Annotated in this window: 24 protein-coding genes and 3 pseudogenes; 11 read left to right on the plus strand and 16 right to left on the minus strand. The window is 60.0% G+C overall.

Annotation, left to right across the window (positions count from 1 at the left end; translation table 11 throughout):
• Positions 1-123: 123 nt before the first annotated feature.
• From BLQ41_RS01025 to BLQ41_RS01035, 3 genes are read left to right on the plus strand one after another with little or no spacing between them, the layout of a single operon-like run.
• Positions 124-558, plus strand: a complete 435-nt coding sequence (locus tag BLQ41_RS01025) for a hypothetical protein (RefSeq protein WP_231997084.1) — start codon at positions 124-126, stop codon at positions 556-558.
• Positions 555-1,997, plus strand: a complete 1,443-nt coding sequence (locus tag BLQ41_RS01030; protein WP_090175794.1) for an ATPase domain-containing protein — start codon at positions 555-557, stop codon at positions 1,995-1,997. Before BLQ41_RS01025 ends, BLQ41_RS01030 begins: the two co-directional genes overlap by 4 nt.
• 29 nt (positions 1,998-2,026) lie before the next feature.
• Positions 2,027-3,049: a sensor histidine kinase gene (locus BLQ41_RS01035; RefSeq protein WP_090175796.1), complete on the plus strand. Its 1,023-nt coding sequence runs from the start codon at positions 2,027-2,029 to the stop codon at positions 3,047-3,049.
• Between the two features lie 110 nt (positions 3,050-3,159).
• Here the strand turns inward: BLQ41_RS01035 and BLQ41_RS01040 are convergent, their stop codons facing one another.
• Positions 3,160-3,993 carry a phosphatase PAP2 family protein gene (locus tag BLQ41_RS01040; protein WP_090175799.1) on the minus strand — a complete coding sequence of 278 codons (834 nt, stop codon included), beginning with the start codon at positions 3,991-3,993 and terminating at the stop codon, positions 3,160-3,162.
• Between the two features lie 26 nt (positions 3,994-4,019).
• A complete protein-coding gene (gene pmrG / locus BLQ41_RS01045; protein ID WP_090175802.1) occupies positions 4,020-4,691 on the minus strand; it encodes a lipopolysaccharide core heptose(II)-phosphate phosphatase PmrG in 672 nt (223 codons plus the stop codon).
• A gap of 289 nt (positions 4,692-4,980) precedes the next feature.
• Between pmrG and BLQ41_RS31260 the strand changes: the two are divergent.
• A pseudogene (locus BLQ41_RS31260) lies at positions 4,981-5,961 on the plus strand (methyl-accepting chemotaxis protein); the annotation flags it as partial.
• 309 nt (positions 5,962-6,270) lie between these two features.
• Positions 6,271-6,867 (plus strand): annotated as a pseudogene (locus BLQ41_RS31265) (methyl-accepting chemotaxis protein); the annotation flags it as partial.
• Between the two features lie 153 nt (positions 6,868-7,020).
• Here BLQ41_RS31265 and BLQ41_RS01055 read toward each other — a convergent pair.
• The 8 genes from BLQ41_RS01055 to BLQ41_RS01090 form a co-directional block, all read right to left on the minus strand.
• On the minus strand, positions 7,021-7,389 hold the full coding sequence (locus tag BLQ41_RS01055) for a glyoxalase superfamily protein (RefSeq protein ID WP_090175808.1): 369 nt from the start codon (positions 7,387-7,389) through the stop codon (positions 7,021-7,023).
• Positions 7,390-7,497: 108 nt separating this feature from the next.
• Positions 7,498-8,955, minus strand: coding sequence for an N-acyl-D-amino-acid deacylase family protein (locus BLQ41_RS01060; protein ID WP_090175810.1), 1,458 nt, complete (start codon positions 8,953-8,955; stop codon positions 7,498-7,500).
• A gap of 1 nt (position 8,956) precedes the next feature.
• Complete coding sequence (locus BLQ41_RS01065; RefSeq protein ID WP_090175813.1) at positions 8,957-9,817, minus strand: MurR/RpiR family transcriptional regulator; 861 nt, start codon at positions 9,815-9,817, stop codon at positions 8,957-8,959.
• Positions 9,818-9,832: 15 nt separating this feature from the next.
• The gene (locus tag BLQ41_RS01070) at positions 9,833-11,182 is read right to left on the minus strand and encodes a GntT/GntP/DsdX family permease (RefSeq protein WP_090175815.1); all 1,350 of its coding nucleotides are present in this window, start codon (positions 11,180-11,182) and stop codon (positions 9,833-9,835) included.
• Positions 11,183-11,408: 226 nt separating this feature from the next.
• Positions 11,409-12,854 carry a SulP family inorganic anion transporter gene (locus tag BLQ41_RS01075; RefSeq protein WP_090175817.1) on the minus strand — a complete coding sequence of 482 codons (1,446 nt, stop codon included), beginning with the start codon at positions 12,852-12,854 and terminating at the stop codon, positions 11,409-11,411.
• 201 nt (positions 12,855-13,055) lie between these two features.
• Positions 13,056-13,949 carry an NAD-dependent epimerase/dehydratase family protein gene (locus tag BLQ41_RS01080; protein ID WP_090175819.1) on the minus strand — a complete coding sequence of 298 codons (894 nt, stop codon included), beginning with the start codon at positions 13,947-13,949 and terminating at the stop codon, positions 13,056-13,058.
• A 103-nt stretch (positions 13,950-14,052) separates the two neighbouring features.
• Positions 14,053-14,964, minus strand: coding sequence for a LysR family transcriptional regulator (locus BLQ41_RS01085; RefSeq protein WP_090175821.1), 912 nt, complete (start codon positions 14,962-14,964; stop codon positions 14,053-14,055).
• A 58-nt stretch (positions 14,965-15,022) separates the two neighbouring features.
• Positions 15,023-15,613, minus strand: a complete 591-nt coding sequence (locus tag BLQ41_RS01090; RefSeq protein ID WP_090175823.1) for an NAD(P)H-dependent oxidoreductase — start codon at positions 15,611-15,613, stop codon at positions 15,023-15,025.
• Positions 15,614-15,776: 163 nt separating this feature from the next.
• Here BLQ41_RS01090 and BLQ41_RS01095 point away from each other — a divergent pair, with 163 nt between their 5' ends.
• On the plus strand, positions 15,777-16,091 hold the full coding sequence (locus BLQ41_RS01095; RefSeq protein ID WP_090175825.1) for a putative quinol monooxygenase: 315 nt from the start codon (positions 15,777-15,779) through the stop codon (positions 16,089-16,091).
• Here the strand turns inward: BLQ41_RS01095 and BLQ41_RS01100 are convergent.
• Positions 16,081-16,846 (minus strand): annotated as a pseudogene (locus BLQ41_RS01100) (sulfite exporter TauE/SafE family protein). The gene BLQ41_RS01095 and the pseudogene BLQ41_RS01100 sit on opposite strands and share 11 nt — an antisense overlap.
• Positions 16,847-17,079: 233 nt before the next feature.
• Here BLQ41_RS01100 and BLQ41_RS01105 point away from each other — a divergent pair.
• The 4 genes from BLQ41_RS01105 to BLQ41_RS01120 all read left to right on the plus strand — a co-directional run bounded on the left by BLQ41_RS01105 (position 17,080) and on the right by BLQ41_RS01120 (position 19,459).
• Positions 17,080-17,964 carry a LysR substrate-binding domain-containing protein gene (locus BLQ41_RS01105; RefSeq protein ID WP_090175827.1) on the plus strand — a complete coding sequence of 295 codons (885 nt, stop codon included), beginning with the start codon at positions 17,080-17,082 and terminating at the stop codon, positions 17,962-17,964.
• Between the two features lie 45 nt (positions 17,965-18,009).
• On the plus strand, positions 18,010-18,585 hold the full coding sequence (locus BLQ41_RS01110; RefSeq protein ID WP_090175829.1) for an NAD(P)H-dependent oxidoreductase: 576 nt from the start codon (positions 18,010-18,012) through the stop codon (positions 18,583-18,585).
• A 48-nt stretch (positions 18,586-18,633) separates the two neighbouring features.
• Positions 18,634-19,005: a MerR family transcriptional regulator gene (locus BLQ41_RS01115; protein WP_090175831.1), complete on the plus strand. Its 372-nt coding sequence runs from the start codon at positions 18,634-18,636 to the stop codon at positions 19,003-19,005.
• Positions 19,006-19,114: 109 nt separating this feature from the next.
• Positions 19,115-19,459 (plus strand): cupin domain-containing protein, encoded by a 345-nt coding sequence (locus BLQ41_RS01120; RefSeq protein WP_007946320.1) that lies wholly within the window; start codon positions 19,115-19,117, stop codon positions 19,457-19,459.
• A 96-nt stretch (positions 19,460-19,555) separates the two neighbouring features.
• On the opposite strand, the gene mmsB is transcribed toward BLQ41_RS01120, so the two are convergent.
• Positions 19,556-20,443 carry a 3-hydroxyisobutyrate dehydrogenase gene (gene mmsB / locus BLQ41_RS01125; protein WP_090175834.1) on the minus strand — a complete coding sequence of 296 codons (888 nt, stop codon included), beginning with the start codon at positions 20,441-20,443 and terminating at the stop codon, positions 19,556-19,558.
• A gap of 10 nt (positions 20,444-20,453) precedes the next feature.
• On the minus strand, positions 20,454-21,980 hold the full coding sequence (locus tag BLQ41_RS01130; protein ID WP_090175837.1) for a CoA-acylating methylmalonate-semialdehyde dehydrogenase: 1,527 nt from the start codon (positions 21,978-21,980) through the stop codon (positions 20,454-20,456).
• A 162-nt stretch (positions 21,981-22,142) separates the two neighbouring features.
• Here BLQ41_RS01130 and BLQ41_RS01135 point away from each other — a divergent pair, with 162 nt between their 5' ends.
• Complete coding sequence (locus tag BLQ41_RS01135) at positions 22,143-23,090, plus strand: LysR family transcriptional regulator (RefSeq protein WP_090188322.1); 948 nt, start codon at positions 22,143-22,145, stop codon at positions 23,088-23,090.
• Here BLQ41_RS01135 and BLQ41_RS01140 read toward each other — a convergent pair.
• From BLQ41_RS01140 to BLQ41_RS01150, 3 genes are read right to left on the minus strand one after another with little or no spacing between them, the layout of a single operon-like run.
• Positions 23,087-23,539, minus strand: coding sequence for an OmpA family protein (locus tag BLQ41_RS01140; protein ID WP_090188324.1), 453 nt, complete (start codon positions 23,537-23,539; stop codon positions 23,087-23,089). The genes BLQ41_RS01135 and BLQ41_RS01140 overlap by 4 nt on opposite strands.
• Before the next feature lie 56 nt (positions 23,540-23,595).
• On the minus strand, positions 23,596-24,864 hold the full coding sequence (locus BLQ41_RS01145; protein ID WP_090175839.1) for a diguanylate cyclase domain-containing protein: 1,269 nt from the start codon (positions 24,862-24,864) through the stop codon (positions 23,596-23,598).
• The gene (locus BLQ41_RS01150; RefSeq protein WP_090175841.1) at positions 24,861-25,433 is read right to left on the minus strand and encodes a YfiR family protein; all 573 of its coding nucleotides are present in this window, start codon (positions 25,431-25,433) and stop codon (positions 24,861-24,863) included. Before BLQ41_RS01150 ends, BLQ41_RS01145 begins: the two co-directional genes overlap by 4 nt.
• Between the last annotated feature and the right edge of the window lie 25 nt (positions 25,434-25,458).

Below are 25,458 nucleotides of genomic sequence, written 5' to 3' on the forward strand. Positions count from 1 at the left end.
TTTGCCTTTTGATTGTTAAGCTGTTGTTTGTCATCCAATGCCGCCCATTAAGCTGTCGCAAATCACTTGCTGGCATGCCATTGGGTGTACCATCGATGCCTGTCCATCAGATATCAGTTAGCCATGTCCACGCTAAGCGAAGAGAGCCGTCAGATCGTAGCTTCTCTGGCGCACCGTGCTGGTCCCAACGCTGACACTGCAAAGACCGCTCAGGCGATCGTTTCAACCTTTCAGGATATGGACACAGCCCTTACGCCCATCATTGGCCAGCAAGGGGTTGTCGCGCTCTATCGCCGCAGCCTCCACCTGTGCGCGTCTACTCATCCGTCTCTGGCTCGCTCTTGCGACAAGATGCCGGCCGGCATGGATCTGACCGCCCTCCCGTCTGTACTCGTCGAGCAAAGCGAAACCAATGCCTTGTTTTTCGGTGAAGTGTTATTGACCACTTTCTACGAGTTGCTGACCACGCTGATCGGGCCTTCGCTCACCGCACGTTTACTTCGTGGCGTGTGGGAGCCTTCTTTGAGCGACACCCCTTCGCAGGAAAATTCGCCATGAGCACCAAAGTGACTATCAACCGCCTGGCCACCGGCGTGCCAGGACTGGACGAGGTGCTCGGCGGAGGATTGCCGGAGTTTTCGTTCAACTTGATCGCCGGCCCCCCAGGCTGCGGCAAAACTACCTTGGCGCATCAAATGATGTTTGCCCTGGCGACGCCTGAGCGTCCGGCGCTGTTCTTTACCGTGCTGGGCGAGCCGCCGTTGAAAATGCTGCGCTACCAGCAGCAATTCGATTTTTTCGACAGCGAAGCGATCAACCATTCGATCCGCTATATCAATCTGGCCTCCGACACCCTGGCGGGAAATCTGGACGAGGTGCTGCGGCGCATTGTCAGCGAGGTGGAGACTCACTCACCGGCGCTGGTATTCGTCGACTCTTTCCGTTCCGTGGTGCTGGCCAGCGAGACCCAGGACAACCCCAACAACAACCTGCCGCAGTTCGTTCAGCAGCTGGGTATGTTGATGACTACCTGGCAAGCGACGACCTTCCTGATCGGCGAATATTTCACTGAAACCGACACCAACCCGATTTTCACCGTCGCCGATGGCCTGATCTGGCTGCGCCAAAGCGTTCAGCGCAACTCCATGGTGCGCAAGATGGAAATCATGAAGATGCGCGGCCAGCCAACGCTGCCAGGCCTGCACACCTTCCGCATCGCCACGTCGGGGATCAAGGTCTTTGCACCTGCCGCCATCAATCCGATTGAGGCGCCGCTGGAGTTCCCGATCAAACGCCTGAAAATGGGCGTGCCGCAGCTCGACGAGATGCTCGGCGGCGGTTTGCCCCGCGGCTACTCCTTGCTGGTGGCCGGACCCTCGGGCTCGGGCAAAAGCATTCTGGCAGCCACGTTCCTGGCCGAAGGCGCGCGCAATGGCGAAACCGGTGTGATCGCGGTTTTCGAACAGCGGCCCAATCACTCCCAGAACGCCACCCTTGCAGGCCTGATTCAAAGCGATCAGGTCGGTCTGGTGGACAGCCGCAGGCCAGATCTGTCCATCGACGAAATCGTGCAGTTGCTACTGAGCGAGATCGACCGCCTGAAAGCGACCCGCGTGGTCATCGATTCGCTGTCCGGCTTTGAACTGGCGCTGGCCCCGACCTTTCGCGAAGACTTCCGCGAGTCGTTGTCGCGCATGGTCTCGGCCCTGACCAGCATCGGCGTCAGTGTATTGCTGACCTCGGAGCTGGAGGACCGCTACACTGACCTGCGTTTCAGTCCTTACGGCACCGCGTTTCTCACTGACGCAATCATCGTCCAGCGCTACATTGAAGTGCAGAGCCGCTTGTTGCGTATCATGGCAGTCGTCAAGGTTCGGGCCAGTGCCCACTCCGATGAGCTGCGTCAGTACCACATCGACGATAAGGGCCTGCATATCGGCGAAATGCTGCCGGAACAGGAAGGCTTGCTAGGCGGCAGGCCTACCCGGCGGCGGTAGAGCAAAAGACAGGGAGTAAGCAAAAAACCATGACTGAGGCCAATGGCAAAAACGAGCAAGCGATGGCCACGGCCGCTCGCGAACTGTTTCTGCTCGGCCAGAGAAACGGTGAGGCACGCGCGGCGCTGACAGCCCTGAACAAGGAGCTGAGCGAGGCGAACGTCCAGCGCTCCGAAAGTCAGCAGATCGAACAACTGATCGAGGCAAATCAACAATTGGTCCTGGCGATTCTGTTGGCCCAGTCAGATGCGGATAAGCCCCAGCGCTCAGCCGATGAGCAGCAACGTTACCTCGAGATGCGCGAAGCCAACGAACAGTTGGTACTGGCCGTCCTCAGTGCACAACACTTGCAGGCCTCGGCCGAACACAGCCTTGCGCAGCAACGGAACATCCTCACGCTGGTGGCCCACGAACTGCGTAACCCGTTGACGCCGATCAGTATGATCGCCAGCCGACTGGTCAGGGTGCCGAGCGAAGAGCTGCCACGCATGCAGGCCCTGATCGAAGGTCAGGTGCAACATATGTCGCGCCTGGTGGACGACTTGCTCGATGTCTCCCGCGCCAGCACTGGCAAGCTGCGCCTGGATTGCCGCATCGTCGACATGGTGCAGATCATTCAGGACGCCATCGCTGTGTGCAGTCCGGTGATGATTGCTCAAAAGCTGCATTTCACCGCGCAGTTGCCGGAACGTGCTCTGGCGGTAAACGGCGACCCGGTTCGACTCACACAGATTCTCGGCAATCTGCTGGGCAATGCGGCCAAGTACACACCGGCCGATGGCACGGTCACGCTGTCGGTCACCACCGAGGCCGATCTGCTGGAAATCAGCATCCACGATACCGGCATCGGTATTTCCGCCAAGGCACTACCGTTTATTTTCGAGCCGTTCGTTCAGGACGTGCATGCGATCGGATTCAACGGTGCCGGTCTGGGCATTGGCCTGACGGTGGTGCGTGAGCTGGTCGAAGCCCACGGTGGCACTGTCATCGGCATGAGCGATGGTGATGGCAAGGGCAGTACGTTCATCGTGACGTTGCCGCTCGCGGTTTGAGTGTGCCCCCACGCTGAAGGTGCGGCATCAGGTTTACTCATTCGTCGGGCCATAAAAAAACCGCCATTCCTTCGCAGGATTGGCGGTTTTTTCACACTGGGTGGAGCTGTTTACGTTACGACTTGCGGCTGTGCACGCTGCGCGAGCTGCTCATGCTTTTGCAGCACCGGCATCTCCAGCCGCGCTCGCCCGTAGAACGCCAGCGCCGTCAGCAAACACGCCAGCCACACGAAGATTCCGGCCCAGAAGGTGTGGGACATGTAGTGCCAGCCTTGCAGGACCCGCGTTGTGCCGTAGACGAATCCAAGCAGCAATGCGCCGTACATCAGCGCTTTGGAATAGCGCCAGCGGTAGCGGCGCGCAACGAAGTACAGCGCGAGCATGGTGAAGCCACCTGAAGCATGGCCGCCCGGCCAGCAACGACCATCACCAGCTTCCCTGAACAGCTGGAAGTTGTTGTACCACTCCATGTGGGCAATTTTCCCACCGTAGATAGTCGTTTCAATCGGGCAGTACACGCTGGTGTGCGACTTGAGGAAGTGGATCACGCCGGTGCAGATGGCAAACGCAAAGACCACAAACAGGAAGTCGCGACGATGATCGTACGCAAACCGCAGCACAGGGGCCGCTTTGCAGCGTTCCAGGAAGCTGCCGAGGCGGGGATGTTTTTGCGTGTTGATCAGCGGCCAGACAAACGACAGGATCGCGCCGATCAAGGCAATCTCGGCAGTCCAGTTCGGAATGATCCGCGCCCATTTATGGGTCAGCTTTTCGAAAAAGTGAACCTGGTCCAACGGGAAGGTCTGGGTGACCGGATCAAACAGAAGGTTGCTGAAAGCGATGTCAATTGTGGTCATGTCGAACATCAGGAAAACCACGGCCGCGCAGAGCAACGGGATACCGAAGTTCGCCCAGTAAAAGCGAGAGCGGGAAGATGTCAGCATTGTGTGTCCTGGTTCAGAGGAAAAACTCACTCGGTCGTCACCGAGTGCCAATCGGAGGCTTCAATGAAACCCAACATGCGTGGTGCTTGCTGTGATTGGGTGGAGATAAACAAAGAAGCGCCATAGCCTAACGTAGATGTCGGCAACTTGAGGTCTTTTTCGAGCTGATCCATGCATTCGCTATGAGTCACAAGAATCAGATTGCGGCCCGCCACTTTGTGGGAAAGGGCATCACGCAACATTGTGCCCTTGCAACTGATCAACCAGTCTTCGCCCACACCGACCTTGTTGAACATGAAGGTGGCCGTCTGTGCGGTACGAATCATGGGGCTGTTGTAAATATCAGCCTTGCTCAGCCCCATCTTTTGGAACTGTGCACCGACACTCACCGCGACGCTGCGCGAGCGCTCGGTGATGCCATCGTCTCCGCTCAGGCACGCGGCTGTCGAATGATCGCAGCGCTCGACGTGGCGCACCAGCACGATCACATCACCTTTGGCCCATTCGGCGGCCAACGCTCGCGCGCCCACGACATTACCGTGCGCCAGATCCGGCACAGCGGCAGGCTGCAACAGCCAGATCGTCAATGGAATCACCAGCAGCGCGGAGGCCAGCACCACGATGGCATTTCGATAACGGCTAAAACGGCCCAGTTTAATTGAGCGTTTTATCCCGGCCAGACTCAGTCTCAATTCCACATCGGGCCGCCTCGACGGCATGCATCACTGTCATTAAAAGCAACAAAGCTAAATAGAGGCGCGTCGGTGAACAGTGAAACCTTTGTGAAAAAAAGCTTAAGTCTCAAAAAAACTTGTTACCGAATCCGCCCACAAAAACCTTTCAGCTCTCGCAATTGCTGCCGATACAGTCCTGCTACACCCCTTGCTGGCGCCTAAAAACAACAATCTTCCAGCCAACCGACGATCGACAGCGCAACGTTCCTGGAGGAATTTGATGAATAGCTGGTTCGGCAACATCAGCGTGAACATGAAACTGGGCCTGGGATTCGGCCTGGTCCTGGCATTGACCTGCGTGCTGGCCCTGACCGGCTGGACGAGCCTGGGCGGGCTGATTGACCGCAGCAACTGGATGAGCGACATCACCCAGCTCAACGCCGGCCTGACCAAGCTTCGGGTGGTTCGCCTGCAATACATGCTGACCAACGGCGATGAAACCGCCGCTCAGACCGTTCAGACCACCCTTGACGCCTTTTCCGCTCAGCAACAATCGCTGCTGTCGACCTTCAAGAGCCCGGAAAACCTCAAGCTGCTCAAAGAGCAAGGCACTTACATCGACGCCTACAAAACGTCGCTGAACAAAATGCGCAGCGCCTACCGCACCGGCAACAGCGCACGCGACGCGATGGGAGCCAACGCTGCAACCGCCGGCACGCTGATCGAATCCATCAACACGGCTGTGCAGCAGATGCCCCTGAGTGATCAGCGCTTCGAACAATTCCAGGCCATCACCGCCGCCAAGGAAGCGTTCATCCTGGCCCGCTACGAAGTACGCGGTTACACCGCGAGCTCCAACGCCGAGACCGAACAAAAAGCCATCAGCCAGCTGGACGCGGCCATTGCCAGTCTCAAACAGCTCAACGTGCATTTTGCCGACACCCAGCAAGACGCCCTGCGTCAGCTGGAAACCGCGCTGAGCAACTACCGCAGCGCGTTGCAGGCTTATAAAGCGGCCAACTCCGACGCCGTGCAGGCACGCAAGGAAATGACCGATCAGGGCGCCGCTATCGTGACCCTGAGCGATCAGCTGTATCAGATCCAACTTGATCGCCGCGATGCCGAAAGCGCCCAGGCGCGCACGTTGCAACTGATCAGCACGTTGCTGGCGCTGTTGGTGGGCATCATTGCGGCGGTGATCATTACGCGTCAGATCACCGGCCCCCTGCGCGACACCCTGGCCGTGGTCGAACGCATCGCCAGTGGCGATCTCTCCCAAGACGTCAAAGTGACTCGCCGCGACGAACTCGGCGTGTTGCAGCAAGGTATCGCGCGCATGGGCGTAACCCTGCGTGACTTGATCAGCGGTATCCGCGACGGCGTCACCCAGATCGCCAGCGCCGCTGAAGAATTGTCTGCCGTGACTGAGCAAACCAGCGCCGGAGTCAACAGCCAGAAGATCGAGACCGATCAGGTGGCCACGGCCATGCACGAGATGACCGCCACCGTGCAGGAAGTCGCGCGTAACGCCGAGCAAGCGTCCCAAGCCGCAGCCGCTGCTGACGGTGAAGCTCGCGAAGGCGACAAAGTGGTCAACGAAGCCATTGCCCAGATCGAACGTCTGGCCACTGAAGTGGCGCGTTCGACCGAAGCCATGAGCGTGCTGCAACAGGAAAGCGACAAGATCGGCAGCGTGATGGACGTGATCAAAGCCGTGGCCGAACAAACCAACCTGCTGGCACTCAACGCCGCGATCGAAGCGGCGCGTGCCGGTGAAGCCGGTCGTGGTTTTGCGGTGGTGGCTGACGAAGTCCGGGGCCTGGCTCAGCGCACCCAAAAATCCACTGAAGAAATCGAAGGTCTGGTGGCCGGTCTGCAGAACGGCACTCAACAAGTGTCGGCGGTGATGAACAACAGCCGCGCCCTCACCGACAGCAGCGTCGCCCTGACCCGCAAGGCCGGTGTGTCACTGGAAAACATCACCCGCACGGTGTCCAACATCCAGTCGATGAACCAGCAGATCGCCGCCGCTGCCGAGCAGCAAAGCGCCGTGGCTGAAGAAATCAGCCGCAGCATCATCAACGTGCGCGACGTGTCGGAACAGACTGCCGCCGCCAGCGACGAAACCGCTGCGTCCAGTGTTGAACTGGCGCGGTTGGGTAGCCAGTTGCAGCAGATGGTGAGTCACTTCCGGGTTTGATGTTCACTCTGCGGTGAACGATAGATCCATTCGCGGGCAAGCCCGCTCCCACAAGTTCAATGAGTAACCTGTGGGAGCGGGCTTGCCCGCGATGGCTATCGGACGAACAACTGCAACTTCGGGTCAGCCATGGTCGCGCATTCGCCACCCCTCCTAAACACTGATCGCAGTGGTAAACACCAACCGATTGCCGAACGGGTCGGCGATGGTCATGTCCTGGCTACCCCACGGCATGGCCTGAATCTGCGGGCGCGAAAACGTGTATTCCTTGGCCAGCAGTTGCTGCTGGAACGCTTCCAGTTCATCCGTCTCAATACGCAGCGCCGAGCCTGGCGTGCCGTCGCCGTGATGCTCCGACAAGTGCAACACGCATTCGCCACGGGAGACTTGCAGGTACAGCGGCAAATTCGGCTCAAAACGGTGCTGCCAGTCAACCCTGAACCCCAGGAAGTCGACGTAGAACTCCAATGCCTTGGATTCATCGAAAATTCGCAGGATCGGGGTGGTTTTGCCGAAGCTCATGAAGTTGCTCCCAGACTGGAAAGGCCCAGAGTGTAGCTGGGCTAGTGTCAGCGCTTCGGCTTGGCGATGGCTTTCTTTAATTGCAATGTGCCATCACTGTGATGCATTTCAAAGAAACCCTGTGCGCAAATCCCCTTCCCGCGCCAGAAACCGCCCTTCCCTTCTACCGTTTGCCTGCCCTTCGCTGTAACTCAACACGCCGTTGATCCACACGCCATCAATCCCTTCGGCCGCCCGTTGCGGATCATTGAAGTCCGCCACATCACGAATGGTCACTGGGTCAAACAACACCAGGTCGGCCCAATGCCCTTCACGAATTTCGCCCCGCTCCTTCAGGCCAAATCGTGCCGCCGACAATCCGGTCATTTTGTGCACGGCGGTGTGCAGCGGAAACAGCCCGACATCGCGACTGAAATGTCCGAGGACGCGTGGGAATGCGCCCCATAAGCGTGGATGCGGAAACGGGTCCTCCGGCAATCCGTCAGACCCGACCATCGACAGCGGATGCGCGAGGATTTTTCGTACATCGGACTCGTCCATGCCGTAATACACCGCACCGGCCGGTTGCAGTCGGCGAGCGGCTTCGAGCAACGGCACGCCCCATTCGGCGGCGATGTCCATCAAGTCGCGGCCGCCCAGTTCCGGGTGTGGCGTGGACCAGGTGATGGTGATGCGATGGGCGTCGGTGACTTGCTTGAGGTCCAGGGTCGAAGAACTTGCCGCGTAGGGGTAGCAATCGCAGCCCACCGGGTGGGTTTTCGCGGCGTGCTCAAGGGACGCCAACAGTTGCGGGCTGCGCCCCCAGTTGCCGGCGCCCGCGCATTTGAGGTGGGAAATGATCACCGGGGATTTGGCATGACGGCCAATCTGGAACGCCTCGTCCATGGCTTCCAGCACCGGTTCGAATTCGCTGCGCAAATGGGTGGTGTAGACCGCACCGAATGCGCTCAGCTCTTCGGTCAGTTGCATCACTTCATCGGTGGACGCCGAAAAAGCATTGGCATAAGCCAGGCCGGTGGACAAGCCCAGCGCACCGGCTTCGAGGCTTTCGCGCAGTTGCTCGCGCATCGCAGCAATTTCATCCGGCGTGGCGGTGCGCATCAGATCGTCAAGATGATTGCTGCGAAGCGCCGTGTGCCCCACCAGTGCGGCGACGTTCAGCGTGGTGTTCGCCGCCTCGACTGCCGCGCGGTAGTCGCTGAACCTCGGATAAACAAAGGCCGCCGAGGTGCCCAGCAAGTTCATCGGGTCCGGCGGATCACCGCGTAAACTCACCGGCGAGGCGCTGATCCCGCAGTTGCCGACGATCACCGTCGTCACGCCCTGGCTGAGCTTGGGCAACATCTGTGGCTGGCGGATCACCACGGTGTCGTCGTGGGTGTGCACATCAATGAAACCCGGCGCCAGCACCCGGCCGGCGGCATCGATCTCTTCGGTGGCGGTAGCCTTGTGCAAGTCGCCGATGCGCTCGATGCGACCGTTCAGAATCGCCACGTCGGCGGGATATCCGGGGGCGTTGCTGCCGTCGATGATCAGGGCGTTGCGAATCAGCGTGTCGTACATCATGTCAGTCTCCCAACGGCAAGTGATCGTCGCCGCCGCGGTAATCGTCCAGGGCGAGTTTTATCCGCCGCAGACGTTCTTGATTGTCTTCAGGATTGGCCAGCGCCAGCTCGGTGGCGAGCACGTCGATAGCCAGCAGCATGCCGTAGCGCGCCGCCGTGGGTTTGTAGATAAACGAGGTTTCAACGCCTTGCAGTGGCAGCAGCACATCGGCCAATTGCGCCAGTGGCGAATCGGCGCGGGTGATGGCGACAATGCGGGCGCCATAGTTGCGGGCCAGTTCGACGGCCTCGATCAGTTCGGGGGTGATGCCGGTCAGCGAGCAGGCAATCACCGCGCGTTCGGCATCGAGGCTGGCGGCGGTGACGCGCATCATCACCGGGTCGTGGCACACCGCAATCGGGTAGCCGAATCGCACCAGCCGCACCTGCAGTTCGTCGCTGCACAAGGTCGAGCAACCGCCCATGCCGAACGCATGAATCATCCGCGCCTTGCCCAACAGTTTCACCGCATCGGCGAAGCGCGACTCGTCGAATGCTGATAAATGCTGGCGCAACGTCGATTCGATATCGCCGACGATCTGCCCATAAAACGCCGACTGCTCGGGCTTCCCTGCCGGGTCGAGAAAACGACTGCCAACGCCGCTGGCCTGAGCCAGTTGCAGGCGTAAGTCGCGCAAGTCGCGGCAACCCACCGTACGGGCAAAACGCGACAGCGTGGCAGTGCTGACTTCCGCTCTCAGCGCCAGCTCGTCGAGGCTGGCAGCGGAGGCAAATCCCACGTCGTCGAGCAACAGCCGAGCGATGCGTCCTTCGCCGGCGCTGAAGGAATCCTGACGGGCGCGTATCTGGTAGAGGATGTCCATGGCGAGCGGCTCCGACTAAATCAGGTAAGAAAGACCCACGGTCAGCGCGAACGCCACCACCGAAATAATGGTTTCGAGCACGGTCCAAGTCTTGAAGGTCTGGGCGACGGTCATGTTGAAGTATTCCTTGATCAACCAGAAACCACCGTCGTTGACGTGGGAAAAGATAACCGACCCCGCGCCCGTCGCCAGCACCAACAGCTCCGGGTGCGGATAACCCAGACCAATGGCCACCGGCGCAACAATCCCCGAGGCAGTGGTCATGGCCACCGTGGCCGATCCGGTGGCGATGCGCATCAGTGCGGCGAACAGCCAGCCCATGATCAGCGGCGACAGGTGAAATTCATGGGCCAGGCTGACGATCTGGTCGGTGACCCCGGCGTCCACCAGAATCCGGTTCAAGCCGCCGCCAGCGCCGACCAGCAAGGTGATGCTGGCGGTGGGTGCCAGGCATTCGTTGGTGAACTTGAGGATCGATTCGCGGTTGAAGCCTTGGGCGATGCCCAGGGTCCAGAAGCTCAGCAAGGTCGCCAGCAGCAGGGCGATCACCGAGTTGCCGATGAACAGCAGGAATTGGTTGAAACCGCTGCCCGGCGTGGAGATCAGGTTGGCCCAGCCGCCGATCAGCATCAGCACCACCGGCAACAAAATGGTCGCCATGGTGATGCCGAAGCTTGGCAGGCTGGCACGCGGTTCGCGGTCGAGGAACTGGCGCTCCAGCGGATTTTCCGCCGGCAGTTGAATGCGCGGCACGATGAACTTGGCGTACAGCGGACCGGCGATGATCGCCGTCGGAATGCCGATCAAAATCGCATACATCAACGTCTGCCCCACCGACGCCCCATACACCTGCACCGCCAGCATCGCCGCCGGGTGCGGCGGCACCAGCGCATGCACCACCGAAAGCCCGGCGACCATCGGCAAACCGACCATCAGGATCGACACGCCGACACGGCGCGCCACGGTAAAGGCAATCGGCACCAGCAGCACAAAACCGACCTCGAAGAACAACGGTAGGCCGACCAGGAAGGCGATGCAGACCATCGCCCAGTGCGCGTTCTTCTCGCCGAACCGGTCGATCAGGGTTCGCGCCACCTGCTCGGCGCCGCCGGACTCGGCCATCATCTTGCCGAGCATCGTGCCGAGCGCCACCACCAGCGCGATGTGCCCCAGGGTCTTGCCGACACCCGCCTCATAGGCACCGACCACGCCGGACGCCGGCATCCCGGCCAGCAAGGCCAGGCCGATGGACACCAGGGTGATGACAATGAACGGATTGAGTCGGTAACGGGCGATCAGAACGATCAGCGCAATGATGGCGATGGAGGCGTACACCAGCAGCCAATAGCCGAAGGACAGGGTCATGCGGTACTCCTCGAAAGGGTCACGTCGAATGGGTTATGAAACTCATAAATCATTTCGAGGCGTGATTTTCAAACGAGGTGAAACTAATTTTCGTACAGAGGTAAGGGATGTCGCGCAGAGGTATGCGGGGTCGGGAGATATGAAAATCCGATAGGCGAATTTACATGCTGATCGTTGCAGATCGTTCCCACGCTCTGCGTGGGAACGATCTCGTCACACATCAACTTCAGTCGTGATGCTCGCGGGCGCGCTTGAGCAGTTTCTTGCAGCGCTCGGACAAATGCAGCACACGCAGGTGTTTGCCGGCCTTGTCGTAGCGTTCACGCAGCGTCTTCAGCGCGGCGATGGCCGAGTAGTCGACAAAGCTCAGGTGCCGACAATCGATCGTCACGACGGGCGGATCGTTGGCGGGATCGAATTGATTGAGAAATGGCGTGGTCGAGGCGAAGAACAGCGTGCCATGCAGGTGATAAAGCTTGCTGCCGTCGGCTTCAAGATGACTGTCGGCATAGAGCTCGCGAGCCTGCTGCCAGGCAAAGTTGAGCGCAGCAATGATGATCCCGCAGAGCACGGCAGTCGCCAGGTCGGTGAACACGGTAATGACCGTGACAGCGATGATGACCAACACATCGTTCAGCGGCACCTTGTTCAGCACCCGCAACGACGCCCAAGCGAAGGTCTGTTGCGACACCACGAACATCACGCCGACCAGGGCGGCCAACGGAATGCGCTCGATCAGCGGCGAGAGAAACAGAATGAACAACAGAATCAGCACCCCGGACACCACCCCGGACAATCGTCCGCGACCGCCGGAACTGAGGTTGATCACCGTCTGGCCGATCATCGCGCAACCGCCCATGCCGCCCAATACACCGGAGACCATATTGGCCGCGCCCAGCGCCACGCATTCGCGATCCGGGAAGCCACGGCTCTCAGTGATCTCGTCGGTGAGGTTCAGGGTCAACAAGGTTTCCAGCAGACCGACCAGCGCCATCAAAATCGCGTAGGGCGCGATGATCCGCAGGGTGTCCAGGCTCCACGGAATGTCTGGCAGCGCAAACGTCGGCAAGCCGCCAGCGATGTGCGCCATGTCGCCGAGGGTGCGCGTCGGCAAGCCGAGCACAAACACCGCCAGTCCCACGCCCAGAATCGCCACCAGCGCCGGTGGCACCGCACGCGTCAGGCGCGGCAGCAGGTAAACGATCGCCATCGTCAGCGCCACCAGCCCGGTCATCAGGTAGAGCGGCGCGCCACTGAGCCAGGCATCACCGCTCTTGAAATGCTCAAGCTGAGCCAGCGCGATGATGATTGCCAGGCCGTTGACGAAGCCGAGCATCACCGGATGCGGCACCATCCGCACCAGTTTTCCGAGCTTGAGCAGCCCGAACGCCAGCATGATCAATCCGCCCAGCAACACCGTGGCCAGCAAATACTGCACGCCGTGCTGCACCACCAAGGCAACGATGACCACGGCCATCGATCCGGCCGCACCGGAGACCATGCCCGGGCGTCCGCCGAAAAGCGCGGTCAGGGTGCAAATGATGAACGCGCCGTAAAGCCCCATCAGCGGGTTGAGGTGAGCCACCAGCGCGAAGGCGATGCATTCGGGAAGCAGGGCGAAAGAAGTGGTGAGTCCGGCCAGGACATCGGCGCGCAGACTTTTTGATTTCATGGCTGATCAGACACAACAGGAAAAGAGGGAGCGGATGTTACGGAACTGGGGGCGACCCGGCCAGTTGTCGGGCTGCTGAGACCGTAATCGCGGGCAAGCCCGCTCCCACAGGGATTGTGTCGTCCGCAAAACCGTCGAACGACACAGGACCTGTGGGAGCGGGCTTGCCCGCGATAAACGATGACGCGATCTAGAGCGAACTCACACCATCTCGTCACGAATCCAATCAACCACCGACGTCCGCTTCGGCGCCCAACCCAGCAATTCACGGGCATTCTTGCCACGCACCCGGCTGTTGGAGCCCAGGCCATAGTTGGCCATTTCATAACCCCACTCGGCTTCGGCATCCTTGAGCGGCCAGTCTTGTGGCGCGTCCAGTTTCAAGGCCTGCGCCATGGCGGTGGTCATGTCGATGAACGACGCCTCACCGCTTTCAACGAAGTAGAACGTGCCCGGTACATTCTTGGTCAGCGCCAGCAGGTAAACGCACACTACATCTTCAATGTGCACGTTGGACCAGATGTTCTGGCCAGTGCCAACATGCCGCACCACGCCACTTTTGCGCGCCTGTTTCAGCAAACGTGGCAGTTGCACGCTGTCGCGATTGACCCCCAGGCTGTGGCCGTAGATCAGGGTGTTGCAGATCACCGCCGAGTTCACACCGTCTTTTGCGGCAGCAAGAATCAGGTTATCGATGGCTACACGAGCGGCCTTGTCGACGGTCGGTTCCGGCAGGTTGTCCTCGAAGTAGATGACGTCGCTGGATTTGCCGCCCGACGCATCGCCGACGATGCTCGAGCCGCTGGTGTGCAGGAACACTTTGTTGGAACCGCGCAAGGCATTGAGCAAGGCCTCGACTGCGCCGCGATGGTCGCTGCTGGCGGCATTGATGACGGCGTCGGCAGCCCGGGCTTGTTCGGCCAATAGCGCGCTGTCGTCAAGCGTACCGATCACCGGCGTGATGCCCAGTGCGCTCAGCTCATTGGCTTGTTCTTCGCTGCGAACCAGGCCGGTGACCTTGTGGCCAGCCCGGACCAGACCGGTGGCAATAGAGCCGCCGATGAAACCAGCAGCGCCGGTAACGAATACGTTCATGGAGAAACTCCCTGCGTTAATAAGTGATGCAACGAGTATCAGGGACTGATCGCAGGCGAAAAATCCCTGTTGACCCAATTCACTCTTGCGCAGGAATCACGAATCAGCCCTTGAAGTCCGAACTCGCGTAGACCGCCAACTTGCCCTGGATAAAGTCCAGGAAACACTGAATCCGCAAGGCCAGTTGCGAGTTTCGGTAGTACACCGCGTTGATCGGCTGACGGTAGCCGCTGTTGAACTCGGCCAGCAGCACTTTCAAGCGCCCGGCACGAATGTCCTCGATGGTCATGAAATGCGAGAGGCTGGCAATGCCCTGGCCTTCCAGCGCCAGTTGCCGGACCGTCTCACCGCTGGATGCGCCGATCGCCGCCTCAATCGGCCAGCGATCACCATGCACATAGCGCAACGGCCAGTGGTTGAGGCCTTCGTTGTGGGTAAAGCCCAGCAATGAGTGCCCGCTCAATTCCTCGACAGTCTTGGGCGTGCCGTGTTGCTCAAGGTAAGCAGGGCTGGCAACGATGTGCAGCGGGCTGCAACCCAGCGAGCGGGCGTGCAAGGTCGAGTCGGCCAGCGTGCCGATGCGGATGGCAATGTCGGTGCTTTGTTCGAGCAAGTCGATGATCAAGTCGTTGCTGTTGAGTTCAAGCTGGATGTCGGGGTAGAGCCTGCGAAACTCATCGATGTACGGCACGATGGCGTGCAGCATGAACGGTGATGCCGCGTTGATCCGCAGGCGCCCGGACGGGGTTTGTTGACGGGAATTGAGGCGTTCTTCAAGTTCGTCCATCTGATCGAGAATCAGCTTGGCGTGCTCGAAGAAATACTTGCCTTCCTCGGTCAGGTCCATGCGCCGCGTAGTGCGGTTGATCAGCGTGGTATCAAGCTTGGCCTCCAGCCGCGACAGCGTGCGGCTGACCGCCGAAGGCGTTTGCCCGACCTGTTCGGCCGCAGCGGAAATAGACCCGCACTCAATCACGCAGACGAAAATCTGCAATTCATCGGATCTGGCTTTCACGGATGCCCCTCATTCAAAAACTGGCTTGATAGTAGCTGGATGCGGGGCAAAAGGAACCTTACGCTGGCAGACCGAACACCTCGGTCAAATGCTGCTCATAGCGTGCGACATCGGCTTCGATGTTCGGGCGTTTCATGACGTCGACACACAGGAACGTCGGCAGGCCGGTCATGCCGAGGAACTCGTTGGCCTTGTGGAACGGGAAGTACACCGCATCCACGCCCTTGGCTTCGAAGAAGTCGGTCGGGTCGTCGAAGGCTTGCTGCGGCGCGTTCCAGGTCAGCGACAACATGTATTGCTTGCCGTGCACCAGACCACCGCTGCCGTATTTTTGCGAGGCGTCGGAACGGGTGCGGCCGTCACTGGCGTAGAGACTGCCGTGACCTTCGGTGAAGACTTCGTCGATGTACTTCTTGACGGTCCACGGCGCGCCCATCCACCAGCCGGGCATCTGATAAATGATCACGTCGGCCCAGAGGAATTTGGCGACTTCTTCGGCGACGTCGTAACCCTCGTCGATGAACGTGGTTTTCACGTCCAGACCGCCGCGATCCAGCACGCTCAGCGCAGTGTCGTGCAGGGTGGTGTTATAGCGGCCATCGGAGTGGGCGAATTTTTTGCCGCCATTGAGCAACAGGACTTTTTTCATGAAAGGTCTCATAAGGGTCAGAAATTGGATGGCGGCAGGTTAGCGATCTGCCTCGCGCGGAGTAAGCGGCCAATGGGCAAAATTCATTTGACCCACACGCACGAATCGACCAGCAATTGTTGCCGTAGACTTGCGGCCGATTCTGACTTCATGAGTTTTTTTGATGAGTGATTTGCAAGGTTTTATCCTGCACGCCAAGACCCGCCCGGAAAAATCCGACGCCTTCGAAGCGTTTTTCAGCGGTTATGTAGAGGCAAGTCGCGCCGAGCCTGGCTGCATCGAGTACCACATGCTGCGCGATAAACAGGACCCGACGCTGTTTATCTTCTATGAGATCTGGCAGTCCCAGGCCGACCTCGATGTGCACTCGAACCTGCCGCACATGGCGCAGTTCCGGGAGATGCGCATGGAGTACCTGGAACGGGATTTCGATATCCGCGCCATCGACATGCTCAGCCCGTCGTCTGCTACCCGCTGATCAGCAAGTGGCCGCCGAGCAGACCGAGGCCAATGAAGAACACTCGCTTGAACAGCACGGCGCTGATCCGCTGGCGCAGCCATTGGCCCAGTAACATGCCGAGCACTGCGGGGATCAGCGCCAGCAGCGACGCACTCAATTCGCCGCCCCCCAAAGCGCCGCGCCAAAACAGGCCGCCAGCCAGCGCGAGCGTCGAAACGGTGAACGACAGCCCCAGCGCCTGCACCAGTTCATCCCGGGTCAAGCCGAGGGCTTGCAGATACGGCACTGCCGGGAATTACGAAGACGCCGGTGGCCGAGGTGATGACGCCCGTCACCAGTCCGCACAGCGGGCCAAGCCAGCGCTCGCCTGGGCCATCGATGCGCAAGGTCGGCAGGAATAAACCGCTCAACGCGTAGAGCAACAACGCAGCGCCTAAACCCCGCACCACCCAATGACCACCCGCCATGCCAATCCACAGCGTACCGACGCCGGTGCCGATGAAGATCGCCAGCAGCATCGGCCACAGGCGTTGGACCAGCCCACGCAAGTGCCCGCCGAATGCCAACTGCCAGACATTGGTGAGGGTCGCCGGGATGATCAACAATGCAGCAGCCTGTGACGGTGCCATAGCCAGGCCGAGCAAGCCCATGGCGATGGTGGGCAGGCCGAGCCCGATGACGCCTTTGATCATACCGGCCAGCAGGAAGGTGGCGATAACCAATAACGAAAGGGCAAGGCCGAGGTTTTGATAGAACGCGGCGAGAGTATTCATGGGGCTATGGTGAGCCTCGACTGGCCGCTTGAAAATCTGCCATATACTGAGGCTGCCTCTTGCTTTGACAGAGGCTGGAAATTTCGCAGCGGTCGCTGACGCCATCGCGGGCAAGCCCGCTCCCACAGTTGGCCGATGTGAATATGAATTTTCTATTCACTGAAGATCCCTGTGGGAGTGGGCTTGCCCGCGAAGGCGTCCGCCCAGACAACAAACCTCCTGAGGCGGTGACAATGCACTTCGACCTGACCGACCTGCGCCTCTACCTGCATATCCTCGACAGCGGCAATATCACCGCCGGAGCCGCCCGCAGTCATCTGTCTCTGGCAGCGGCCAGCGCGCGAATCCGCGCCATGGAGTCTTCGCTGGGTATCGAGTTTCTGCAACGTGGCCGTCGCGGTGTCACGCCCACTCCTGCCGGTAAAGCCTTGGCGCAACACGCCCGCCTCCTGCTGCAACAGGCCGAACGCATGCAACAAGAACTCACCGAATACGCCAATGGCGTAAAAGGTCAGGTGCGCCTCTTGTGCAACACCACGGCGATCACCGAATACCTGCCGGAGTTGCTCGCCGACTTCCTGCGCGCCCATCCCAACCTCGACATCGACCTGCAAGAACTGCCTAGCGCCCGCATTACCCACGCCTTGCGCCAAGGTGCGGCAGACTTGGGCATCGTGTCCGACGCCGTGGACACCGATGGCCTGCAGACCCGCCCGTTTCGCGACGATCCACTGGTGCTGATCATGCCCCGCGATCACCCATTGGCAGAGGCCGGAACGCTGAGTTTCAGCGACACCTTGCGCCACGACTACGTCGGCCTTAACGCCAACAGCGCACTGGCGGTGTACCTGGACGAACAGGCGCTGCACGCTGGCGCACGCCTGCAGATTCGCATCCGCGCCGACGGCTTCGATGGCGTGATGCGCATGGTCGCGCGAAGCGCCGGGCTGGCCATCGTGCCCTTGGCTGCCGTCGAGCGCTTGTCGGGTGAACGCCCCTTCAAGAGCCTCGCCCTGCAAGAACCTTGGGCCCGGCGCAAACTCTTGCTCTGTGCCCGGGACTTTGCGGCGCTGCCCGGTTATGCCAAGGCGCTGCTGCACGCCTTGACTCTCCCCTGAGGGGCAGACTTTACCCTTGAGTTTTCATCTTCAAGGACAGAGACGATGGGCAAGCGAATTCTGGTGATTCTCGGCCATCCCTCGAGCAACAGCTTCTGCGCCGCACTGGCGGAGCGCTATGTACAGTCGGCGTTGCGCGCCGGGCATGAGGTGCGCCAGCTCTTTTTGGGTCGAATGAATTTCGATCCGGTGCTGCGTGAAGGTTATCAACAGGTCCAGCCACTGGAGCGTGACTTGCGCCACGCCCAGGCGGATATTCTGTGGGCCGAGCAACTGACGCTGGTCTATCCGATCTGGTGGGGCGGAATTCCGGCCCTGCTCAAGGGCTTTTTTGATCGGGTGTTCCTGCCAGGCTTTGCCTTCAAATACCGCGAAGGCAAAGCCTTTCCCGACAAACTCCTGCGCGGTCGCAGCGCGCATTTACTGGTGACCATGGACACGCCACCCTGGTATTACCGCTGGGTCTATCGCATGCCCGGGTTGCACCAGATCCGCAAGACCACCCTCGCCTTCTGCGGTATCGAACCTCGGCGCACGTTGACGTTCGGCCCGATTCTTGGTGCAAGCGACGGTCAGCGTGAAACCTGGTTGCGGCAAGCCGAGGCTATCGCGCGCCGTTGAGTGTGCCGATAATGCGCCAGGCGTCACCACTGAGAAAAAGGACTTTTCATGTACATCGGCCAAGCCGCTCAACGATCCGGAACGACGATCAAGAGCATCCGCCATTACGAGTCGATCGGCCTGCTGCCTGCCGCTCAGCGGCAAGGCAAATACCGCGTCTATGACCAGCCAAGCATCGACCTGCTGATTTTCATCAAGTGCGCTCAACAACTGGGTTTCCGGCTCAAGGAGTTGCAGGCGATTTTTGCCGGGCATCAGGGACAGGCAATGCCATGGTCATTGGCGCGGCAGGCCATCGATGCCAAGAAGCGCGAAATCAGCGCGCGGATCGCCACGCTTACCCTCCAACACGAGCAATTGGTCGAGTTCGAAGCCAACCTCGAACAGGCCAGGGCCGACTGCCCATTGGAAAGTCTTTGAGGGCAATGCGCGTTTCTGGACAGCTCAATGTCGACCCCAGACAACTGGCCGGGGGATCGGCGCTATAGGGTGCGACTTCAGTTCTCTAGTCCACTGTCCCGGAGTCCACATGACCGCACCGATTACCGTCCTTCGCGATACCCACCCACTGCCGGTGCTCGACGCCTGCAAATGGGAAAAACTCGAAGGCGACCCGCACACCGTCAACCTCAATGCCTACACCAGCGAAGACGGCAGCAAGATCATGGGCACCTGGATCTGCACGCCGGGCAAGTGGTACGTGGAATACGTGAAGTGGGAATACTGCGATTTCCGCGAAGGTTATTGCATCATCACCCCGGAAGGGAAAGAGCCGATCCACCTGCGTGCCGGCGATATTTTTGTCATCGAGCCGGGGATGAAAGGCACCTGGGAAGTGGTTGAAACCGTACGCAAGTATTTCGTGTTTGCCTGATGCAAAAAGCCGGGGGACCACCCGACGTGGTCTCCCGGCAAATAGCGTTACACGATCTTGTGGCGAGCCCCCTCGCCACAATCCCGGAAAGTCCCCTTATTGGGGTTTGCGATAGCTGTTGATGATCGCCGAGAAGTCTTTACCTCCCTCTCCACGCTGGCTCATCGCCTGATACATCTGCTGGGCCACCGCGCCGAGCATCACCGGTTGGTGCGCCTGACGTGCCGCTTCCGTGGCCAGTCCCAGATCCTTGAGCATCAGTTCTGCACCAAAGCCGCCGGTATAACCGCGCGACGCCGGCGCCGTTTCGACGATGCCCGGCCATGGGTTATACATTTCCGAACTCCAGCAACGCCCGGTGGAACTGTTGATGATCCCGGCCAGCACCGTGGTGTCGATCCCCAGTGCATCGCCCAGCGCCATGGCTTCACTGACGCCGACCATGGAAATCGCCAGCAGCAGGTTGTTGCAGATCTTGGCGATTTGCCCGGTGCCGACTTCGCCGCAATGAACAATGTTACGGCCCATTTGCGCCAGCACTGGTTGCAGGGTGGCGAACAGTTCAGGCGTGGCGCCGACCATGAAGGTCAGTGTGCCGGCCGCCGCACCGCCCGTCCCGCCAGACACCGGCGCATCGGCCATGGCCACGCCTTGCTTGGCGGCAGCCGCGGCGACATCGCGCGCGGTTTGCGGATCGATGGTGCTGCAATCCACTGCAGGCACACCTTTGCCGATACCGGCGAGCACGCCGTCCTCACCCAGCCACACGCTGCGCACATGCACAGCGGCAGGTAGCATGGTGATCACCATTTCTGCGTCTTGAGCCGCTTCACGCGCCGACGCGCTGATGCTGCCGCCCAGTTGCTCCAGCTCAGCCAGAACGGTCTTGTTCAGATCGACCAACCGCAGCGAGTGGCCAGCCTTGATCAGGTTGCGCGCCATCGGGGCGCCCATGTTGCCGAGACCGATAAAAGCGATTTTCATGTCCGGCTCCTTAACGCAAGTTGATGGTGGTGTTCACACCGTCGTTGACGCTGTTGTCATCGAACCAGCGACTGGTGACGGTCTTGGTCTGAGTGTAGAACTGCACCACTTGCTTGCCATAGGGACCGAGGTCGCCGAGTTTGGAACCGCGCGAACCGGTGAAGCTGAAGAACGGGACCGGCACCGGAATCGGAATGTTGATGCCGACCTGGCCAACGTCGATTTCGCTCTGGAACTTGCGCGCTGCCGCACCGCTTTGGGTGAACAGGCCCGTGCCGTTGCCGAACGGGTTGGCGTTGACCAGGGCGATGGCCTCGTCGAGGGTGGCGACTTCCAGAACCACCAGCACCGGGCCGAAGATTTCCTGGGTGTAGATCTGCATGTCGGTGGTCACACCGGAAAACAGGGTCGGGCCGACAAAGTTGCCCTGCTCGAAGCCTGGAACCGTGATGTCACGACCGTCCAGCTCAAGCTTGGCGCCTTCCTTGATGCCACTCTCGATCAGATCAAGAATTCGCTGCTTGGCTTTTTTCGAGATCACCGGGCCGACGTCAGTGCCGGGCTCGCTGCCGGCATTCACCGTCAGTTTCTGTGCCAACGCCTTCAGGTCTGGCAGCCACTGTTTGGCCGCACCCACCAACACCACCACCGAGGTGGCCATGCAACGTTGACCGGCCGCACCGAAACCAGCGCCGACCAAAGCATTGAGCGCTTGTTCGCGATTGGCGTCCGGCAGCACAACCGCATGGTTCTTCGCGCCCATCATCGATTGCACGCGCTTGCCGTGTTTGCCCGCCAGGTCATAGACGTGAGTGCCGACCGCAGTCGAACCAACGAAGGACACAGCCTTGATGTCCTTGTGGGTGCAGAGTGCATCCACCACGTCCTTACCGCCATGAACAACGTTGAGCACGCCAGCCGGAACGCCGGCCTCGATTGCCAGTTCCACCAGCAGCATGGTCGACATCGGGTCCTGTTCGGACGGCTTGAGCACAAAGGTGTTGCCGCAAGCGATGGCCATCGGGAACATCCACAGCGGAATCATCGCCGGGAAGTTGAACGGGGTAATACCGGCGCACACGCCGATTGGCTGACGCAGGGTGTAGGTATCGACGCCGCCCGCGACGTTCTCGGCGAACTCGCCCATTTGCAGGGTGCCGATGGAGCACGCGTGTTCGACCACTTCCAGGCCGCGAAAGATATCGCCTTCAGCGTCGGCAATGGTTTTGCCTTGCTCGTTGCTGAGCACCACGGCGATGCGTTTGGAGTGTTCACGGATCAACGCCTGGAGCTTGAGCATGATGCGCATCCGCGCGCCGATTGGCGTCAGCTTCCAGGTCTGGAAGGCGCGATGGGCGGCAGTGATCGCGGCGTCAACTTCTTGCGCGGTGGCGAACGGGACCTTGGCCAGCACTTGCTGGGTCGCCGGGTTGACGATGTCGTGCCACTCGGTGGTCTGCGACTCGACCCACTCGCCGTCGATCAACAACTTGACCTTCTGCACAGTGGTTTCGTTTGGCTTGAGCGTTGCGTTCATATTGGGTCTCCGGGAAATTGTTCTTATGTAGAGAGCTATCTGGGGAGCCAAGGCGAAAAGTCGCCTTGCAATGAAGCGGTTGCCGCGAATTGATTATCCGGCTGTTCCTGGAGTATAGATGTGCAAACTTCTGATAAGAACGCACATAAAAGCCGGTCCATCATGCAAAAAAACATCACGTCTTTAGGCTCGTTGAACTGGGATGACCTCAAGTTTTTCCTTGAGGTCTCCCGTACCCGCAAGGCTAGCACCGCGGCCAAGCGACTCGCGGTGGACTACACCACGGTCTCGCGGCGCATCAGTTCACTGGAAGCCGCGCTGGGCACCTTGCTGTTCGAGAAATCCCGGACCAGCGGCTTTGTCCTGACCGCCGAAGGTCAGCGATTGCTCGGTTATGCCGAATCGATTGAAAGCACCCTGCACATGGCCTGCGAACAGGTTTCAGGTTCAGGCGTGGCGTTGTCCGGGCATGTACGCATGGGCTGCACCGAAGGCTTCGGCAGCTTTTTCATCACCCCGCAGCTGAGCCATTTCGTCGATGCCTACCCGGCGATCTCGGTCGACATCCTGCCGCTGCCGCACTTCATCAGCCTGTCCAAGCGTGAGGCGGATATCGTCATCGCCCTGGAGCGTCCGGAGCACGGGCCTTACGTCTGCTGCAAGCTCTGCGACTACAAGCTACAGCTCTACGCGACTCAGGATTATCTGGACAAGCACCCGCCGATTAACCGCCCGGCAGACTTGGGCAAGCATCAATTCATCAGTTATGTGGACGACCTGGCCTTCAGCTCGGAGCTGCTGTACCTGGCGAACGTTTTGCCTGGCGCCAGCGCCAATCTGCGAAGCACCAGCGTGATCGCCCAATTCGTCGCGGCACAACAAGGGCGCTCACTGGCCATTCTGCCGTGCTTCCTGGCGGCCCAAGACCCGCGCTTGCTGCCGGTGCTGCCAGAGGAGATCAACATTACCCGGCAGTTCTGGATGTACTGCCGGGAGGACCTGCGCAAGCTCAAGCGAATCACGTTGTTGTGGGATTACATCCGTGAGGTGACTGAGCGCAATCACAGCCTGTTGATGGGCGAAAGCCGGGGGATGCTGTTCGCCGATTAACCAGCGCTCACCACGATCGACACTCGACGGTTTTCGGTGCGGCCCGCAGCGGTGTTGTTGGAGGCCACCGGCTCATTGCTGCCCAGACCGCGCAACTGGATGTTTTCTTCTTTCATGCCGACCGTTGTCAGGACGTTGCCGACGCTTTTCGCGCGGCGCAGGGACAGCGTCTGGTTATAGGACTCTTTGCCCGATGCATCGGTGTGACCATCGACCCGCACGCGCTCGATGCCGACCGCCAGCAAGGCTTTGCCGATGCGTTCGACGATCTCGGTGCTCGCAGCGTTCAGGCCATCGTCGTCACTGCCAAACAGCACTTTGCCAGACAAGCCAAACGCCCAGCCCTCATCGGTCAGCTCGAAGCCTTGCTGTTTGAGCACGGAGATTTGGCCAGGGGTCAGGCCCTTTTGAGGAGCCGTCTGGCAGCCGGCCAATGCCAGCAAGGCCATGAACAGACTGATCGTGAAAAAACGCAGGAAATGTCGAGTGATCGAAAACAAAGCATTCAGCTCCTTGATTGAACATGGGCGACAGGGTGCTCCGACCCGGCCGTGTGCTGCGCGCCTCGGGAAACACGCTTGGCTTGGTACATCGCCGCGTCGGCGGCATTGAGCAGAGCGCCCGGTGTGGACCCATGATCTGGATACACGGCGATGCCGATACTCAGAGAGGTCAACACGTGGGTGTTACTTGGCAGCAGGATCGGTAATTCCATACTGGCCAGGATCTTGTCGGCAATCCGTTCCGCGTCTTCGATTTTGTGCAGTGGCGTCAGCAACACGGCAAATTCATCGCCGCCCAGACGCGCCACCAGATCCTCTTCGCGCAACTGCGCACGAACCCTGTTGGCGACGGCGATCAGCACGGCGTCACCGGCGGCATGACCGAAGCCATCATTGATTTCCTTGAAGCGGTCGCTGTCGAGAAACAGCACGGCCACTCGCTCGTTGAGCTTGTTGGCATTGCGCAACGCACGGATCAGGCGCCCTTCGAAAAACGCCCGGTTCGGCAATCCGGTGAGGCTGTCGTGACTGGCCTGGTGCGCCAGGGTTTCGTTTTCGCTCTTCAGATGGGTCTGCCAGGATTCGAGCTCACCGAGCAACGCATTGAAGTCATTGCCCAGGTTATCGAGTTCCGCGATCTCGGCGGGTGGCACACGCCGGTCAAAGGCTCGGTCGCAGCGGGCGGCATGCGCGACGGCGGCGAGGCGGCGCAGCGGGCCGGTAATTGCGCGAAGTTGTCGGCGTGCCAGATAAAGCGCGACCCAGGCACTGATGGCCGTGCACAGGACGATTCCCACCAGACCGCTGAGCAAGAAACGCAGCAGGCTGCCGCCGTGACCGGTGAGCTGGATGCTACCGACTTCCCGGCCTTGATGAACGATCGGCATGACGATGGGTTTTTCCAGAAAGGTTTTCGCGATCTGCAATTCCAGGTCGGAGAACAAACCGCTTTCCGGTCGCTGCCAGCGCGCCAATACCCGCCCCTTTTCATCCAGCACCTGGGCGTCGGCGACTTCTTCCGTTGAGGCGATCAACGCCAGCGCCTCAGTGGCCGCCGCTTTGTCGTTGAACACCACTGCGGCCTCCACCGTGTAATTGATCGAACGCGCGATCAGGTGCAGGTTGTGGTCGGCATACACCCGCAAGGCAAGCACGCCCAACAATGTCAGGGAGATGCTTGCCATGGCTACGCCCACCAGCGCGACGACCAAGTGCCCGCGTCCGATGACCGAGCGCAAGGTGGGGCGATCACCCGGTGTGAATAGAATCATGGCGCCGCCTTGCGGCGGGACAATTGCAGCACACTGGGGTGAATGCGTACGCCGCTGCGGGCGACGGAGTCGAGGTTGACCTCGAAAGACACCTGATCATCACTGACCCGCAAGCAAAACAGGCTGCCGACGGTGCACTGATCGTCGCTCTCGCTGATGCTCAGCACCGGGCGCTCCGTCAACGAGGCAAAGAGTCGACTGCGCTCATCACTGGTGAGCTTGCCGATGTACACCGCATCGCATGCATCGACAATTGACGGGTTTTCGGCCAAGTACCGTTGCACGGTGACGGGCCGACCAGTGGCCTGGGTTGCGCCTTTGACCAGGTCGTCGGTGTACTCGGTGGGGCCGACCACGCACAGGCGTAATTGGGCGGGCTCAACTGGCCAGCGCGCATAGCTGAGAATCCCGAGGACGACCTGAGTGACCGATTTGGCGCGTTGATCGGCCATGCTCCCAGGGTTTTGCGCCTGAGCGAAAACCACGCCGGTCAGCAAACAGAGAACACCTGCAAGCAGCATTTGCTTGCAGCCAACGACGCGTCCTGTCGTCCGGACAGCCACCTTCATGCAGGATTCTCTTTGAGACAGAAAC

Origin of the sequence: Pseudomonas arsenicoxydans, assembly GCF_900103875.1 — a bacterium.
GTDB lineage: Bacteria > Pseudomonadota > Gammaproteobacteria > Pseudomonadales > Pseudomonadaceae > Aquipseudomonas > Aquipseudomonas arsenicoxydans.